Origin of the sequence: Tenacibaculum sediminilitoris (assembly GCF_964513795.1) — a bacterium.
Classification (GTDB): domain Bacteria; phylum Bacteroidota; class Bacteroidia; order Flavobacteriales; family Flavobacteriaceae; genus Polaribacter; species Polaribacter sediminilitoris.
Genome location: NZ_CAZEQR010000003.1, coordinates 94,560 through 110,884, shown reverse-complemented (window position 1 = coordinate 110,884; position 16,325 = coordinate 94,560). Strand labels below are relative to the sequence as shown.

General features: G+C 32.7%; 15 protein-coding genes and 1 pseudogene. 7 read left to right on the top strand and 9 right to left on the bottom strand.

The genetic code is table 11. The features are described from left to right. A pseudogene (locus ACKTSW_RS01600) lies at positions 1–149 on the bottom strand (IS3 family transposase); the annotation flags it as partial. Between the two features lie 14 nt (positions 150–163). On the opposite strand from ACKTSW_RS01600, the gene ACKTSW_RS01595 reads away from it, so the two are divergent. Next, complete coding sequence (locus ACKTSW_RS01595) at positions 164–1,645, top strand: M28 family peptidase (protein WP_408023521.1); 1,482 nt, start codon at positions 164–166, stop codon at positions 1,643–1,645. On the opposite strand, the gene ACKTSW_RS01590 is transcribed toward ACKTSW_RS01595, so the two are convergent. The 4 genes from ACKTSW_RS01590 to ACKTSW_RS01575 all read right to left on the bottom strand — a co-directional run bounded on the left by ACKTSW_RS01590 (position 1,632) and on the right by ACKTSW_RS01575 (position 5,063). Next, a complete protein-coding gene (locus ACKTSW_RS01590; RefSeq protein WP_408023520.1) occupies positions 1,632–2,996 on the bottom strand; it encodes an alanine/glycine:cation symporter family protein in 1,365 nt (454 codons plus the stop codon). The genes ACKTSW_RS01595 and ACKTSW_RS01590 overlap by 14 nt on opposite strands. Before the next feature lie 104 nt (positions 2,997–3,100). Next, positions 3,101–3,496 (bottom strand): hypothetical protein, encoded by a 396-nt coding sequence (locus ACKTSW_RS01585; RefSeq protein ID WP_408023519.1) that lies wholly within the window; start codon positions 3,494–3,496, stop codon positions 3,101–3,103. Between the two features lie 2 nt (positions 3,497–3,498). After that, positions 3,499–4,038 (bottom strand): phosphatase PAP2 family protein, encoded by a 540-nt coding sequence (locus ACKTSW_RS01580; protein ID WP_408023518.1) that lies wholly within the window; start codon positions 4,036–4,038, stop codon positions 3,499–3,501. A gap of 5 nt (positions 4,039–4,043) precedes the next feature. Beyond that, complete coding sequence (locus tag ACKTSW_RS01575; protein ID WP_408023517.1) at positions 4,044–5,063, bottom strand: phenylalanine--tRNA ligase subunit alpha; 1,020 nt, start codon at positions 5,061–5,063, stop codon at positions 4,044–4,046. 191 nt (positions 5,064–5,254) lie between these two features. Between ACKTSW_RS01575 and gdhA the strand changes: the two genes are divergently transcribed. After that, positions 5,255–6,598, top strand: a complete 1,344-nt coding sequence (gdhA, locus tag ACKTSW_RS01570) for an NADP-specific glutamate dehydrogenase (protein ID WP_408023516.1) — start codon at positions 5,255–5,257, stop codon at positions 6,596–6,598. Between the two features lie 92 nt (positions 6,599–6,690). Here gdhA and ACKTSW_RS01565 read toward each other — a convergent pair whose 3' ends face one another. Next, complete coding sequence (locus ACKTSW_RS01565) at positions 6,691–7,023, bottom strand: hypothetical protein (RefSeq protein WP_408023515.1); 333 nt, start codon at positions 7,021–7,023, stop codon at positions 6,691–6,693. Between the two features lie 329 nt (positions 7,024–7,352). On the opposite strand from ACKTSW_RS01565, the gene ACKTSW_RS01560 reads away from it, so the two are divergent. Continuing rightward, the gene (locus tag ACKTSW_RS01560) at positions 7,353–8,312 is read left to right on the top strand and encodes an endonuclease/exonuclease/phosphatase family protein (protein WP_408023514.1); all 960 of its coding nucleotides are present in this window, start codon (positions 7,353–7,355) and stop codon (positions 8,310–8,312) included. A gap of 46 nt (positions 8,313–8,358) precedes the next feature. Here ACKTSW_RS01560 and glmS read toward each other — a convergent pair whose 3' ends face one another. Genes glmS through ACKTSW_RS01545 form a run of 3 tightly spaced genes read right to left on the bottom strand, consistent with a single transcriptional unit; the run spans position 8,359 to position 12,580 of the window. Continuing rightward, the gene (gene glmS, locus ACKTSW_RS01555; RefSeq protein WP_408023513.1) at positions 8,359–10,215 is read right to left on the bottom strand and encodes a glutamine--fructose-6-phosphate transaminase (isomerizing); all 1,857 of its coding nucleotides are present in this window, start codon (positions 10,213–10,215) and stop codon (positions 8,359–8,361) included. An 8-nt stretch (positions 10,216–10,223) separates the two neighbouring features. Further along, entirely contained in the window at positions 10,224–11,765 is a 1,542-nt protein-coding gene (locus ACKTSW_RS01550; RefSeq protein WP_408023512.1) for a DUF4270 family protein, read from the bottom strand. Continuing rightward, the gene (locus ACKTSW_RS01545; RefSeq protein WP_408023511.1) at positions 11,765–12,580 is read right to left on the bottom strand and encodes a glycogen/starch synthase; all 816 of its coding nucleotides are present in this window, start codon (positions 12,578–12,580) and stop codon (positions 11,765–11,767) included. Before ACKTSW_RS01545 ends, ACKTSW_RS01550 begins: the two co-directional genes overlap by 1 nt. 95 nt (positions 12,581–12,675) lie before the next feature. Here ACKTSW_RS01545 and panC point away from each other — a divergent pair, with 95 nt between their 5' ends. From panC to radA, 4 genes are all read left to right on the top strand, one after another. Beyond that, positions 12,676–13,527 (top strand): pantoate--beta-alanine ligase, encoded by an 852-nt coding sequence (gene panC, locus ACKTSW_RS01540; protein ID WP_408023510.1) that lies wholly within the window; start codon positions 12,676–12,678, stop codon positions 13,525–13,527. A 97-nt stretch (positions 13,528–13,624) separates the two neighbouring features. After that, on the top strand, positions 13,625–13,975 hold the full coding sequence (gene panD / locus ACKTSW_RS01535) for an aspartate 1-decarboxylase (protein WP_028891458.1): 351 nt from the start codon (positions 13,625–13,627) through the stop codon (positions 13,973–13,975). Positions 13,976–13,982: 7 nt separating this feature from the next. After that, positions 13,983–14,927, top strand: a complete 945-nt coding sequence (locus tag ACKTSW_RS01530) for a lysylphosphatidylglycerol synthase transmembrane domain-containing protein (RefSeq protein ID WP_408023525.1) — start codon at positions 13,983–13,985, stop codon at positions 14,925–14,927. A 35-nt stretch (positions 14,928–14,962) separates the two neighbouring features. Then, positions 14,963–16,324 (top strand): DNA repair protein RadA, encoded by a 1,362-nt coding sequence (radA, locus tag ACKTSW_RS01525; RefSeq protein WP_408023509.1) that lies wholly within the window; start codon positions 14,963–14,965, stop codon positions 16,322–16,324. Position 16,325 lies beyond the last annotated feature (1 nt).

The following is a 16,325-nucleotide window of genomic DNA, read 5'->3' as shown; positions in this document are numbered from 1 at the left end:
ACAGTACTCCTACCTTGAATACCATAGACTTTTTGTACCTGCTTATAGGTGTAGTTGCCTTTTTCTACCTCGGCTACTAAGGCTAATTTAAAGCCTAAATTGTAATCGCGTTGGGTGCGCTTAACCCGCTTGTTTACTCCTTTACTCATAATAAGTCGATTTTGTGTCAACTTATTTCAGGACGGGACACAGAATAGAAAAAAGACCCTTAAAAAAGCCTACTTGGGAATCTGTGAATGCTTCTGTAAAAATAGTTGGAGAAGATATTCCTCTTTTACAACATAGCACCAATAGAAATATGATTGCTTTAAATTCTTACAGTACACCTAAAGAGGGAGTTAATGCAGAGGTTGTTTACGTTAAAAACTTAAAAAAGTTGAAAGAGTTAGATGTTAAAGGGAAAATTGTTTTTGCTGAAACAAGCCCTCATAGAATATTTAATCAAGCTATTGTAAAAAGTGGTGCTTTGGGTCTTATAACCTATAGCAACCCAAAATACTTACAACCTCAGAAAAATACTACTTCTATTCAATTTAGAACTATCCCATTAAATAAAGAGGTTAAATCTTGGGCAATTGCCATGTCTTACAAGGCTAAAGAAGAATTAAAGGCAGCATTGTTAAAAGGAAAAGTTTTTCTAGATGTACATATTGAAACTAATATTTATCCATCAGAAGAGTTAACAATTGTTGCCGATATAAAAGGGGATAAGTATCCTAAAGAGCGTTTGGTTTTTAGTGCTCATATACAAGAACCTGGAGCAAACGATAATGCTACAGGTGTTGGAGTTGCTTTAGAGATGGCCACACTTACTGCAGAGCTTATTAAAAACAACATATTTGTACCTAACAGAACTTTAACTTTTTTATGGGGAGATGAAATTATTTCAACAAACAGGTATGTGAAAGAAGATACGATAAGAGCAAAAAATATTAAATGGGGAATTTCTCTAGACATGGTAGGGGAAGACACCAATAAAACAGGAGGGACTTTTTTAATTGAAAAAATGCCCGATCCTAGTGCGATTTGGACAAGAGGTAACGATAAACACACTGAATGGGGAGGGCAAAAAATGAAGCTTGAAGAAATGACTCCGCATTATTTAAATGATTTTTTAATTGATAAATTTAAAGAACAAGGAAAAAGAACAAATTGGGTAGTGAATACAAATCCGTTTGAAGGAGGAAGTGATCATGTACCTTTTTTAAAGAGAAACATTCCTAGTGTTTTGTTTTGGCACTTTACTGACCAATTTTATCATACAGATAACGATCGAATAGATAAAGTGTCTCAAAAAACGCTAAAAAACGTAGAAGTATCTTCGTTAGCTTCTGCTTATACTTTACTAAATGCGAACGATACCACGGCTAAATCAATATTACTAAATATTGAAAAAGTAGCTATATCAAGGCTTCAAGAAGAAAAGAAACAAAGTGAAATAGCATTAAAAAAAGGCGATTCATTATCAACACAACTATCAATTATTTCAGCATGGAAAGATTGGTATATCAACTCAACCAAAACAACGTTAGATATAGTAAAAGATTCAACAAATCATCAAGAGTATATAAAAGAGACATCTAAAAAAATAGATTCTTTATCTTCTAAAATTACAGAAGAGCTAAAGCTTATTAAAAAGAATTAGTCTTTAACTTCTGAAAATACTTTGTAGCTTCTTTTTTTACTTTTGGTGCTAAGATTAAGGTTGAAATTACTGTTGGAATTGCCATCAAAGCATAGGCACTATCAATTAAGTTAATTACAAAGTCTAATTTGATGATAGAAGCGACTGCAATCGTAAAAATATAAATGTAGTTGTAATTTTTTCCAATTTTTGTATTGGTTAAAAAGCTCAAACAACTCAATCCGTAAAAAGAGTAGGTAAACAGTGTTGAAAAAGCGAAAATTAATACACATATGGTTAAAATAACGCTTCCTATATTGTGAGGAAGTACAGCATCAAACGCAGCTAATGTCATTGAAATTCCGTTGCCTTCAAAACCTTTCCAAACTCCCGAAGCCAAAATAGCTAGTGCAGTCAAAGAACAAACTAACAAGGTGTCAATAGCTGGTCCTAACATGGCTACCAATCCTTCACGAATAGGCTCTTTTGTTTTCGCTGTTCCGTGCATCATTGGGGCAGTACCCAAACCAGCTTCGTTAGAAAAAGCAGCTCGTTTTACTCCTGTAATAATCAGAGCTCCTAAAGCACCTCCTAAAACGGATTTTCCTGTAAAGGCATCTTCAAAAATTAAGGAAAAAATCGCAGGAACCTGTTCTAGCCTTAAAAGCAAAATAGTTAAAACAGTAAGAAGATACACTACAACCATTACAGGAACTAATTTTCCAGCAACATTACCAATTCGTTTAATTCCTCCAAAAATCACCATAGATACAATAATGGCAGTGGTGATACCTAATAATAATTTAGCTGTAAAATGGTTGGTTTCATGTACTTGAAAAACATCAATTATAGTTTGTGTTAATTGGTTCGCTTGAAAAGCAGGTAACGTTCCTATCAATCCTGCAGCAGAGAAGAATAAGGCTAATGGTTTCCATTTCTTTCCCAATCCTTCTGTAATTACATACATCGGGCCACCTTTTACATTTCCATTTTCATCTGTTCCACGATACATTATGGATAAGCTACAGGTAAAAAATTTAGTCGCCATACCTACAAAAGCACTCACCCACATCCAAAAAATAGCCCCAGGACCTCCCGTTGCAATAGCAATGGCAACTCCACTAATGTTTCCCATTCCTACTGTAGCGGCAATAGCAGATGATAAAGCTTCATAGTGAGATAAATCTCCTGGAGAATCAGCTTTGTCATATTTTCCTCTTAAAATAGCAACGGCATGTCCGATATACCTAAAAGGAATTAGCCCTGAATATATAAATAGGTACAGACCTCCACCAATAAGTAGTATTAATAAAGGAATTCCCCATACCCAAGAAGAAAATTGAGTAACTAAGTCTTGAATGCTTGCAAACATAAAGTGATATTTTAAGCGAAAGTACTAAAAGTGAAAGCAAAAGAAAGAACGATAGCTGTGAATTAACAACTATCGTTCTTTTGTGAATTTTATATGTAATTTATTTACTTACAAACGATTCCTCTTTTTCCTAAGAATTCGATATCCCTCAAAAAACCTTCTTGAATTGTTTCTGCTTGAAAAATAAAGGTTTTATCGTGTAGTCTGTTATTTTCAAAAAAAGTTACCTGAAAACGATTATCTAAATCAAATAATTCAGGTTGCATTAACTCAAATTTTTGATAACTATTTGCAGGAAGCTTGTCTATTTTTCTTCGGAAAACAGAAGTAGTTTTAGTATCTGAGAATCCTTGAGAAACAATTACCACCATTTCTAGGTCAACATCCTTCTTGTTTAGAATATATACATTCCAATCCTCTTTACCGTCAATTTCATTGGTTTCTATAACTACAGCGATTTCTACACCTGTTACTTCAGGAATTGTAATATCTTTTTTCATTTTTAAAGAGAATAATTTAAACTAAGTAGTATGTTGTTTTTGTTAAACGTACCACTTAAAAAAATGGCATTATTTTTTTTATAAGGCTTTGTAAACAAGTACGATGCTATTATACCAATAGCAGCACCCGCGGCTACATCATATATATCATGTCTGTCAGCATAAACCCTCGAGTATCCTACATAACTAGCTAATAAATAAGCAGGAACACCATATTTCCATCCATACCTTTTTTGAATAAAAGCAGCTCCAGTAAATGCTGCTGAAGTATGCCCGGAAGGAAAACTGTGAAGCCCACCGTCAGGACGCTTTTTATTTATAATTCTTTTAAGAGCATGTGTAACCACAAATGAGGTACCAAAGGCTTTTACAAATTGCCAATGAGGTTTGTCGTCTGCCTTAATTAAAAGCGTAGAACCAAAAGCAATTGCCGGAATTCCTATTTGTAGTATATCTCCAGAACTCTCAATAAAAGTTTTTTGAGAAAAAGAGGCTTTGCTGTTTAAAATTCCTAATAAAATAATTAGAATTAAACGTTTCATGGAGGTTAAATAATAGATTTAAACTGCTCTAAAAAGCGCTTATCATTTTCATAGAACATACGGATATCAGGAATTTGGTATAACAACATTGCAATACGCTCAATACCCATTCCAAAAGCATAACCGCTATATTTTGTAGGATCGATATTACAATTCTTTAATACATTTGGGTCTACCATACCACACCCCATAATTTCTAACCAACCAGTTCCTTTGGTAATTCTGTAGTCAGTTTCAGTTTCTAATCCCCAATAAATATCTACTTCAGCACTTGGTTCAGTGAAAGGGAAATAAGACGGACGTAAACGTATTTTAGATTTACCAAACATTTCTTTGGTAAAGTATAATAAGGTTTGTTTTAAATCAGCAAAAGACACATCAGTATCAATGTATAATCCTTCTACTTGATGAAAAATACAATGTGCACGAGCAGAAATATCTTCGTTTCTAAAAACACGACCTGGAGATATTGTACGAATTGGAGGTTCGTTGTTTTCCATATAACGTACTTGCACTGATGAGGTATGTGTTCTTAATAAAGTGTCAGGATTCTTGTCAATAAAGAAAGTATCCTGCATATCACGTGCTGGATGATATTCTGGTAAGTTTAAAGCAGTAAAGTTATGCCAATCATCTTCTATTTCAGGCCCTTCAGAAACGGTAAAACCAATACGATTAAAAACTTCAATAATTTTATTTTTTACTAAAGAAATTGGGTGACGTGAACCTAAGTTAATAGGCTCAGAAGGACGAGTTAAATCTCCATAAATACCTTTTTCTTCAACCGCATTTTCTATGGCTTCTTTTAAGATACTTACTTTTTCTTCAGCAGAACTTTTAAGTAAATTAATAGTTTGACCAAATTCTTTCTTTTGGTTGTTAGGTATATTTTTAAATTCAGCAAATAAATCTTTTAAAATTCCTTTGCTTCCTAAATACTTAATTCTAAATATTTCTATTTCTTCTTTCGAAGTAGTGCTAAAAGCATTTACTTCTCCAATCAATTCTTTTACTTTATCTAACATAATCTTTCCAAAAGTTAAGGTGCAAATTTACGCTTTTTTACGAAAAAATAAGTGCTTTTTAAACGGTTTGCTAAAACCTTAGTGAAATAGATAAAATAAAGGTATAAATAGAAATTAACGAATTGTAAATTAATTATATTTGCATGGTAAAATTGTTAATATTATAAAATAACAGAACAACAACTAAGTTTATGGAATCTAAGATACAAGCATTTATGGATTACGTAAAAGAACGTAATACATATGAACCAGAGTTTTTGCAAGCTGTACATGAAGTAGCAGAAACTGTAATTCCGTTTATAGAAAACAATCCAAAATATCAAGGTAAAAAATTACTAGAACGCATGGTAGAACCAGAGCGTACATTAATGTTTAGAGTACCTTGGGTTGATGATAACGGAGAAACACAAGTAAATCGTGGTTATAGAGTTGAGTTTAACTCAGCTATTGGGCCATATAAAGGAGGTTTACGTTTTCACCCATCAGTAAACTTATCAATCTTAAAATTCTTAGGGTTTGAGCAAGTTTTTAAAAACTCATTAACAACTTTACCAATGGGTGGAGGAAAAGGTGGGTCTGACTTTAACCCTAAAGGAAAATCTGATCGTGAAGTAATGGCTTTTTGTCAATCATTTATGACTGAGTTAGCACGTCATATAGGTCCTGATACTGATGTGCCTGCTGGTGATATTGGTGTAGGGGGTCGTGAGATTGGTTATATGTTTGGTCAATACAAACGTTTACGCAATGAATTTACAGGTGTTTTAACTGGTAAAGGAAGAACTTGGGGAGGGTCGTTAATACGTCCTGAAGCTACAGGTTATGGCGATGTGTATTTTGCAGAGAATATGCTTAAAACTAAAGGAGATACTTTTGAAGGAAAAACTGTAGTTGTTTCTGGTTCTGGAAATGTAGCACAATACGCAACAGAAAAAGCAACTCAATTAGGAGCTAAAGTAGTTACTATGTCTGATTCATCAGGATATATTTATGATGAAGCTGGTATTGATGCTGAAAAATTAGCTTTTGTAATGGAGCTAAAGAATGTAAAGCGTGGTCGTATAAGTGAGTATGTTAAACAATACCCATCTGCTAAATTTTTTAAAGGAGAGCGTCCATGGGGAACTAAATGTGATGTAGCTTTACCATGTGCTACTCAAAATGAGTTGAACGGTGAAGAAGCAAAAATATTAGTAGATAATGGATGTATATGTGTTGCTGAAGGAGCAAATATGCCATCTACTCCAGAAGCTATAGAGGTATTCCAAAAAGCAAAAATTTTATTTGCACCAGGTAAAGCGTCAAACGCAGGAGGTGTTGCAACATCTGGTTTAGAAATGTCTCAAAACTCGTTACGTTTATCTTGGAGTCGTGAAGAAGTAGATAGTAAATTACACGGAATAATGAATAATATCCATGAAGCTTGTGTGAAATATGGAACACAAGAAGACAGATATGTTGACTATGTTAAGGGAGCAAATGTAGCTGGTTTTGTAAAAGTAGCAGATGCAATGTTAGACCAAGGAGTAGTATAATACTATTCATAGAAATTATAAAATAGAAGCCTCATAGAAACTCTATGAGGCTTTTTAGTTTAATAAGGGAAGATCAATTTGATAAATAATTACTAATTGTTGCTCTTTTGTATAGTTAAAGGCATTTTATAGATATTGTTCTTTATCTTTAATTCGTTATTTATAAATTTATAATTTAATCTGCTTTTTACATAATGACAAATTTGTTCAGTATCGCAGTTAACATTTAAAATAACGATTTCTCCGTCTTTGTTTATTAAAAACTCTATGGTAGTTTTTACTTCATTGTCAAGAATAAAATTAGGCTTACCTAATAGCTCAACAATTTTTGTTCTAATTTGTTCTTTAGTAGGGTTTTCGTTTGTTGAAAATACTAATGAAGTACTCATTAAAGTAACGAATACAAGTACAAATAATTTTTTCATTTTTTAAGATTTTGGGTTTATTATAAGTTATAATTTCTTGTTGTAAAAGTATTGTAAATGAAGAATCTACTTGTTTTTTGTTGATTAATAAAATATTGTTTTAAGGTAAATCAAATACTAGTTTTATAGCTGATTTACATCTAGTTAATATTGACCATTTCTTTGTTTTTTAACTCTTTTTATTAATGAGTTTTTAAGTGTTAACCCTTTTTTATTAAAATTAATAAAGCTAATTATAGTTTTTCGTTCAATCTGTTAATTTGTAATGTTAGCCTTATGTTATATGCTCTATATATTTTCGTATTTTCGAGAGATAAATATGTTTACGAATGTCAACAAGTAAAAGAAGAAATAGGTATACAGTAGCTTTTTATAATGTTGAAAACCTATTTGATATAACAGATAACCCCAAAACGAATGATGATGATTTTACACCGAGCAGTAGATTGAGATGGAACAAAAAAAAATATCATCGAAAGCTAAGTAAGATTGCCTCGGTTATAAGTCAATTAGGAAGCAATCAATCTGCATATCCTCCTGCTGTTATAGGGCTTGTTGAAGTTGAAAACGCCAAAGTTGTCAAAGACTTAACTAGAAATAAAAATTTATTAAACTTTAATTATAAGTATGTACATTATGATTCACCAGATGAACGAGGAATAGATGTTGCACTTATGTATAATAACGATTTTTTTGATGTTATTTCTTCTAAAACACATAGTTTATTGCTAACAGATGATAAAGGGGAGGTAGACTATACACGTGACTTATTGGTTGTAAAAGGAGTTTTAAATAATGAAATAGTTTATGTCTTAGTTAACCATTGGCCTTCAAGAAGAGAAGGTGAGAAACAAACTGAAGATAATAGAATTAAGGCTGCAGAATTAACACGTGGTGTTATTGATGATATTAAGAAAGAAGATGATACTTCTAAGTTTATTGTTATGGGAGATTTTAATGATAATCCACATGATAAGAGTGTTGAGAAGTATTTAATGTCAAATGATTTGTATAACCCTATGAAAGAGTTGCATGAAAGAGGGTTTGGTACAACTACACATTATAAAAAATGGCATTTATTTGACCAAATTATGTTTTCAAAGGTGTTTTTCGATACAGAAAAAAGCGATCATACTTTTTTAGGAGCTAAAATATTTAAAAAAGATTGGTTAAGAATATATAAGGGAAAATATAAAGGAAGTCCATTTAGAAGCTATATAGGTCCTTTTTATAAAGGAGGTTTTTCAGACCATTTTCCTGTATATATTACTTTTGAAAAAGAGGTATAAAAATCCTGAGAAAGTTCTCAGGATTTGTATTTTGGTTTAAGTTAGGTTATTCAACAGTAACCGATTTTGCTAAATTTCTAGGTTGGTCAACATTTTTACCTAACATAACAGCTATGTGATAAGACAGTAACTGAAATGGTATTGTTGTTAATAAAGGAGAAAAAGCTTCTTCAGTATCTGGAACTTCAATAACATAATCGGCTATTTCTTTAACTGTTTCATCGCCTTCTGTAACAATCGCTACTATTTTTCCGCTCCTAGATTTAATTTCTTGAATGTTGCTCACTACCTTTTCATAATGACCTCTACTTGTTGCAATAACAAAAACAGGCATGTTTTCATCAATAAGGGCAATAGGTCCGTGTTTCATTTCTGCAGCCGGATATCCTTCAGCATGAATATATGAAATCTCCTTTAACTTTAAAGCTCCTTCTAAAGCTACAGGGAAATTAAATCCTCTACCTAAATATAAACAGTTTTTAGCGTCTTTGTAAATATTTGCTATTTCTTTTACTTGATCATCAATTTGCAACAACTTTTCAACCTGAGCAGGAATTTGTTGCATCGTTTGTAAATAAGTATTTACTACAGATGTTGATAAAGTTCCTTTAGCTTGGGCTAGTTTTAAAGCAATTAAAGAAAGTACCGTAATTTGTGTTGTAAATGCTTTGGTTGAAGCAACTCCAATTTCTGGACCAGCGTGGGTATAAGCGCCAGCATGAGTTTCTCTAGCGATAGAAGAACCAACTACATTACAAATTCCAAATACAAATGCTCCTTTAGATTTGGCTAATTTTATTGCAGCCAACGTATCTGCAGTTTCTCCAGACTGAGAAATAGCAATCACTACATCTTTAGAAGTAATAATAGGGTTACGGTATCTAAATTCTGAAGCATATTCCACTTCAACAGGAATACGAGCCATATCTTCAAAAAGATATTCTCCAACTAAACCAGCATGCCATGAAGTACCACAAGCTACAACAATAATCCTGTCTGCATTTATGAATTTAGACATATTATCATCAACACCTGCCATTTTGATAATCCCTTCGTTGGCTAACATTCTGCCTCTGTAAGTGTCTATAATAGCTTTGGGCTGTTCATAAATTTCTTTTAACATAAAGTGCTCATAACCTCCCTTTTCAATTTGATCAAGGCTTAATTGCAGCTTTTGGATGTTCGCATCAATTTCTTTATCATTATCAATTTTACGAACTTTAATTCCTTTACCTTTTTTAATAATAGCTAATTCACCATCTTCAAGATAAATAGCATTTTTTGTATATTCAATAAAAGGAGAAGCATCAGAAGCTACAAAAAACTCTTCATTATTATCTCCAATACCTATAGCAATAGGACTTCCTAGTCTAGCTACTACTAATTCATTAGGTTTAGTTTTGTCAAAAACAGCAATTGCATATGCACCAATTACGTTAGTTAAAGCTAACTGAACAGCTTTACCTAGTTTACATCCTTCAGTTTTCTTTACTTCTTCAATAAGATTGACTAAAACCTCAGTATCGGTATCACTTATAAATTCATAACCTCTTGAAATTAATTCCTTTCTAATAGTATCGTAGTTTTCAATAATACCATTATGAACGATTACGAGATCTCTAGATTGAGAAAAATGAGGGTGTGAGTTTACATCATTAGGTACACCATGAGTGGCCCAGCGTGTATGTCCAATTCCTATTTTACCTTTTTTTCTTTTCTCCTCTTTATTTGTAATTAATTCTAAGTCGGAAACCTTTCCTTTGGTTTTTGATAAATGAATAACATCTCCATCATACATCATAATTCCAGCACTATCATAACCTCTATATTCTAAACGCTTAAGCCCATTAATTACAATAGGGTAAGCATCTCTGTGTCCAATGTATCCAGTAATTCCACACATAACAATTCTTATTTTTCTTTTGAATATGATATTTTTAAAACAGCTCTTTTTGTTCCATTAGCTGTATCGTCTCCATTTAATAGAGTAACAAACCTAGGATTCCAATTATATGTACTTATAGAAGTACTAGTTACGGGTGTGTCCGTAGGGTTATACACTTTAAGTATTAAAGGGTCAACAGTAGCGTCTTCTTTACCAGATAACAAGTTAGAAATATAATCGGTAATTCTAAAAGTATATTTTTCAGGAGTGTCCTCATCTGTTTTTTCTAGAACACCTCCAAAAGTAGCAGATTCAATATATGCATCTGTTAGTTGTGTGGGTGAAAAACCTCCTGTTTTATTTTCTTTATTTTGATATAAAAATAATCTTTGAGGAATTATATCAGCATCACTATTAATAGTTTGATTTACATAAAACGTGAGTGAAGCATCGTTAATTAACCAGTTATTACTTCGTAGTTCTTGAAGCTTAGCTTCATCAAAAATGGTGATTTTAGCCATTTTTCCTGCTGTTCCTTGAACAATAAAACTGTTAGAAGGAATAGAGTTAGTTGGAGAACTCATTTTGTAACCACTATTTTTTATACCTGATAAAGGAAAGCGATATTTTTTATTTATTGTATCTGTTACCACATTAGAAGCATTGACTACAGACTTAGTGTAATGAAATTCTAAAGATGGACTAGGTGATGAAGCTAGGTTAAAAGGTACTAGGGCACCATCATTACCATAAGCTTCAATAATAAGTCCTCTAAAATAGTTATCAAAATTTTCTTTAGAAGCAAACTCAGCTCCTTCCAGCTTATCCCAAAAAAGAGTCTTCATCTTAGATACATCTAATGGAATAGCTAAGAAAGGGATAGGAATGGTGTCTCCACTAATTACGGCTTTTGTTTTTACAATTTCCTCATAGGTTTTTGAAGGATTGAATCGATCAATTCTTTGATATGAAAATAGAGTGTCTGTTTTAGACGGTTTAAATGTAAAATTAGCATCTTCGTTTAAACTCTGTATACTTTCATAACTGAAATCAGAAAAAAAAGTATTTTTTTTAGAAGGGTCATCTGGGTTTAATGTGTTAAGATACGTGTTGTTTTGTTTAACAATAACGGATGTACCTACATTAACATTTCCTAAAATAGAATCTAATCTAAATGTAGTAATTCTATTTGAATTTTTTCCTTCAGAAGTAGATATGTAAGGTAATTTTAAAATTACCTTATCTAAATTAACAATAGTATCAGTTCCAGCAGTGTTTTTTAAACCAGAAATATATCCTACCTGTGAAATAATAGAAGCCTCAATTTTTTCAGCATTTGGATTATTATAAACACCCAGCCAATATTCATTTATGCTAGTGTTTATATTGTCTGATTGAACATTATCAATATCAATAGGAGTTATTTCAATATCTAATAAAAATTCTCCTGTTTCAAATTTGTCGTTGTTAATAACGTTTGTTCCAACTTCACTAAAGTCTTTTTCACAAGACGTAACAGCTGCTAAACATAGCAAGCTAATACCAAGTACACCAATTTTTCTAATCATTATTCGCTTAATTCTAAAACGTTTTCTTTATAAAATTCTAAATATGATTCAGTTAAAGTTTCCTCTGACTGGAAATCTAGAACTTTTACATTGCTTTGATCAATAAAAGTTTCAATTTCTTCGGGTAAAATTTCGCTACCTTTTATAACAGCATCTGAATTTTCAATAGCGCTTTTTAAAATATTCATATGACTTGGTGTTTCAATTGTAGCCACTTTAGAGTCCTCAATCTTATCAAAACGAACTTTGTTAGCTAACTCTTTACTCAAATCCTCAATATCACTATTGTAAAGCGAAGTTACAATCTTGCTTTCAGCAAACAAAGGTTCTTCTTTATAAAATTCTCTTAAATATAGAGGTAACAGAGAAGCCATCCATCCATGAACATGGATAATATCTGGTGCCCAGTTTAGTTTTTTTACGGTTTCTACAACACCTTTGGCAAAGAAAATCATCCGCTCATCATTGTCATCAAACAATTTGTCATCTTCGTCAGAATATACAGCTTTACGCTTAAAGTATTCATCGTTATCAATAAAATAGACTTGCATTCTTTCTTTAGGAATTGAGGCAACTTTAATTATTAGTGGCATATCCATGTCATTAATAATTAAGTTCATTCCCGAGAGACGAATAACTTCGTGTAGTTGATGCCTACGCTCATTAATTACCCCAAATCGAGGCATGAATATACGGGTTTGAATTCCTTTAGAATGTGCATTTTTAGCAACGTTAAATGCGGTAGACGATAATTCCGTTTCAGGTAAATATGGTATTACCTCTGATGAAACATATAATATTCTCTTATCCTTCATTAAATCGATCTCTTTTATTGAGGTGCAAAAGTACGAAATTTAATGCAAAAATCGTGTTAAATTACTAATTTTGCATACATTTCAATAAATAAACAATGAAAATTTTCACGAGAAAATCTGAAGTAAAAGAGTTTTTATCAATTCAAAAAAAGAGTAAAAACTCTATCGGATTTGTTCCAACAATGGGCGCATTACACCAAGGACATTTATCATTAATAAAAAGAGCAAATAAGAAGAATGATATTACTGTAGTTAGCATTTTTGTAAATCCTACACAGTTTGATAATAAAGAAGACTTAGATAAATACCCTAAGACTTATAGGAACGATGTTGCCTTATTAGAGTCTGTTAATTGCGATGTATTGTTTTTCCCTTCTGTAGAAGAAATTTATGCTGAGAATATAACTTCAGAGAAATTTGATTTTGATGGGCTAGAGCACCAAATGGAAGGGAAATTTAGAGATGGTCATTTTAATGGCGTTGGAACCATTGTTAAAACGTTATTTGAAATTATTGAACCCGACACGGCTTATTTTGGAAAAAAAGATTTTCAGCAATTACAAATTGTCAAAAAACTAGTTGAAAAATATAAGCTACTAGTAAAAATAAAAGGAAGACCAATTTTTAGAGAAGAAGATGGGCTAGCAATGAGTTCTAGAAATGCGAGGTTAACGAAAGAACATCGAGAAGCAGCTCCATTCATTTATAAAACGCTAAAAAAGGCGAGAAAGAAATTTGGCATAAAAAATGCTAAAGAGCTAACCGAATGGGTAGAAAAACAATTCGAAGAACATCCGTTTTTGGAGTTGGAGTATTTTACCATTGCAGATGAAAAAACATTGCAAACAATAACAGAGGTTGGAGCAAATAAAAAATACCGTGCTTTCATTGCTGTTTTTGCTGGAGACATTCGCTTAATTGATAACATTCGTTTGAAAAACAATTAATTTACTTGTTATTTAGACTTAAGTTTGAGGTTAATTGTAATGTTAAAATCATCAAAAAACAATCTAGTATTCATTAAAAAACAACTATTTTTGCAGCATGTTAGTACAAGTAGTAAAATCTAAAATACACCGTGTTAAAGTAACTAATGCGGATTTAAACTATATAGGAAGCATAACCATTGATGAAGATTTAATGGATGCCGCTGGAATTATAGAAGGAGAACGTGTTCAAATTGTGAATAACAATAACGGAGAGCGTTTAGAAACTTATGCAATTCCAGGGCCAAGAAAAAGTGGTGAAATTACATTGAATGGAGCAGCAGCACGTAGAGTTCAAAAGGGTGATGTGCTTATTTTAATTGTGTATGCTTTTATGGAGTTAGAAGAAGCCAAAAAATTTAAACCACAATTAGTATTTCCTAACGAAGAAAACAACTTGCTAGAATAGTTTGAGTATATCAGTAAAGAAAATCACAAAAATACTATTACCTCTCATTTTGGGAGGTTTTTTAGTTTGGTATTCCTTATCAAAAATTTCAATTGAAACCTTAGTACAATACTTTAAAGATGCTAATTACGGATGGATAGCTTTAGGGCTGTTCTTTGGAATATTAAGTCATTTATCTCGTGCTTATCGTTGGAAATTTTTACTAGAGCCCATGGGGTATAAGCCAGATTTTGGCAATAGTACCATGGCAGTTTTAGTAGCGTATTTAGTAAATTATGCAGTGCCAAGAGCAGGGGAGGTATCTCGAGCAGCAGTAATGACAAATTATGAAAACATTCCGTTTGAAAAAGGTTTTGGAACCATTGTTGCCGAACGAATGGCAGATTTGATTATGATGCTTAGTATTATCGTAATTACCCTTTTTGTGCAGTTTGATTTTATTTATGAATTACTAACCAAAAACTTCAATCCGATAAAAAGTGGAATTTTTTTAGGAGGATTGGTGTTAGTATTTGTGGTTTTTACACGGTTTGTGAAAAAAGCACAATCAGGAATTGGATTAAAAATCAAGAATTTTGTAGTTGGGTTAATTGAAGGTATTACTAGTATTTTTAAAATGAAACACAAATGGGTTTTTATTTTTCATACGGTTTTTATTTGGTTGATGTACGTGTTGATGTTTTGGGTTACCATTCCAGCAATTAACGGATTATCAGTTCCGCTAGGAGGTGTTTTAATTGGATTTATAGCAGGAGGTTTTAGTATTGCGGCAACTAACGGTGGAATAGGTTTGTATCCTGTGGCTGTAGCTGGAGCCTTAGCTCTATTCGGAATAGCAGAAGAACCCGCAACCGCTTTTGGGTGGATTATGTGGACTACTCAAACAGCCATGATTATTGTGTTTGGTGGATTGGCGTTTTTGTTCTTACCCATCTACAATAAAAACAAATAGTTTTCTTTTCTTTGTAAGTAAATCTTACAACTCGAATGGCAAAAACCAAAACAACTTTTTTCTGTCAAAACTGTGGAGCACAACATGCGCAATGGGTAGGGCAATGTGGCTCGTGTAAACAATGGAATACTATTGTTGAAGAGGTCGTTCAAAAGGAAGAAAAAAGAAAATGGAAATCGCCTGAGAATACTCAAAAGAGAGTATCAAAACCATTACGAGTAGAAGAAATTCAACTCAACCCAGAAGAACGATTTGGTACTAAAAATCAAGAATTAGACTCCGTTTTAGGTGGCGGATTGGTTAAAGGAGCAGTAGTATTGTTAGGAGGGGAACCAGGAATTGGTAAATCTACTTTACTACTACAAATAGCTTTGCAAATACCGCAAAAAGTGCTCTATGTTTCTGGAGAAGAAAGTCAGTCGCAAATAAAAATGCGTGCTGAGCGTGTAGAAGGAAAAAATCCTAACTGTTTAATTCTTACCGAAACCAATACACAACAAATTTTTAAAAGCATAGAAGAGGTGCAGCCAGATGTACTGGTAATTGATTCTATTCAAACCTTACACACCAATTCTATTGAAGCTTCACCAGGAAGTATTTCGCAAATACGAGAAACTTCCGCAGAACTTATCAAATTTGCTAAGGAAACTGCGACTCCTGTACTGCTAATAGGACATATTAATAAAGAGGGACATATTGCAGGGCCTAAGATTTTAGAGCATATGGTGGATGTAGTATTGCAGTTCGAAGGAGATAGAAATCATACCTACCGAATTTTACGTTCACAAAAAAATCGTTTTGGTTCTACAGCTGAATTAGGAATTTATGAAATGTTATCGGACGGATTGAGAGAAGTATCCAATCCTTCAGAAATCTTAATTTCGAAAAAAGATGCCGATTTAAGTGGAACAGCCATTGCGTCAACGTTGGAAGGAATTCGCCCGTTAATGATCGAAATTCAAGCCTTGGTTTCAACGGCGGTTTATGGAACACCACAACGAACTACTACGGGGTACAACCTAAAACGTTTGCACATGATTTTAGCGGTGTTAGAAAAGCGTGCAGGTTTCAAATTAGGGGCAAAAGATGTATTTTTAAATGTTACAGGTGGAATTCATGTAGATGATCCTGCGATAGATTTAGCAGTAGTAGCAGCGATTTTATCGTCAAACCAAGATTTGGCTATCAATCCCGATGTATGTTTTGCAGCTGAAGTTGGTTTAGCAGGTGAAATTCGTCCTGTTTCTAAAATAGACCAACGTATTACAGAAGCTGAAAAGTTAGGTTATAAAACCTTTGTAACCTCAAAATACAATAAGATTACGAGCAAAAATCATTCGATAAAACTAATTTTAGTTAGTAAGATTGAAGAGGCTTTTGCTACGTTGTTTGCATAGA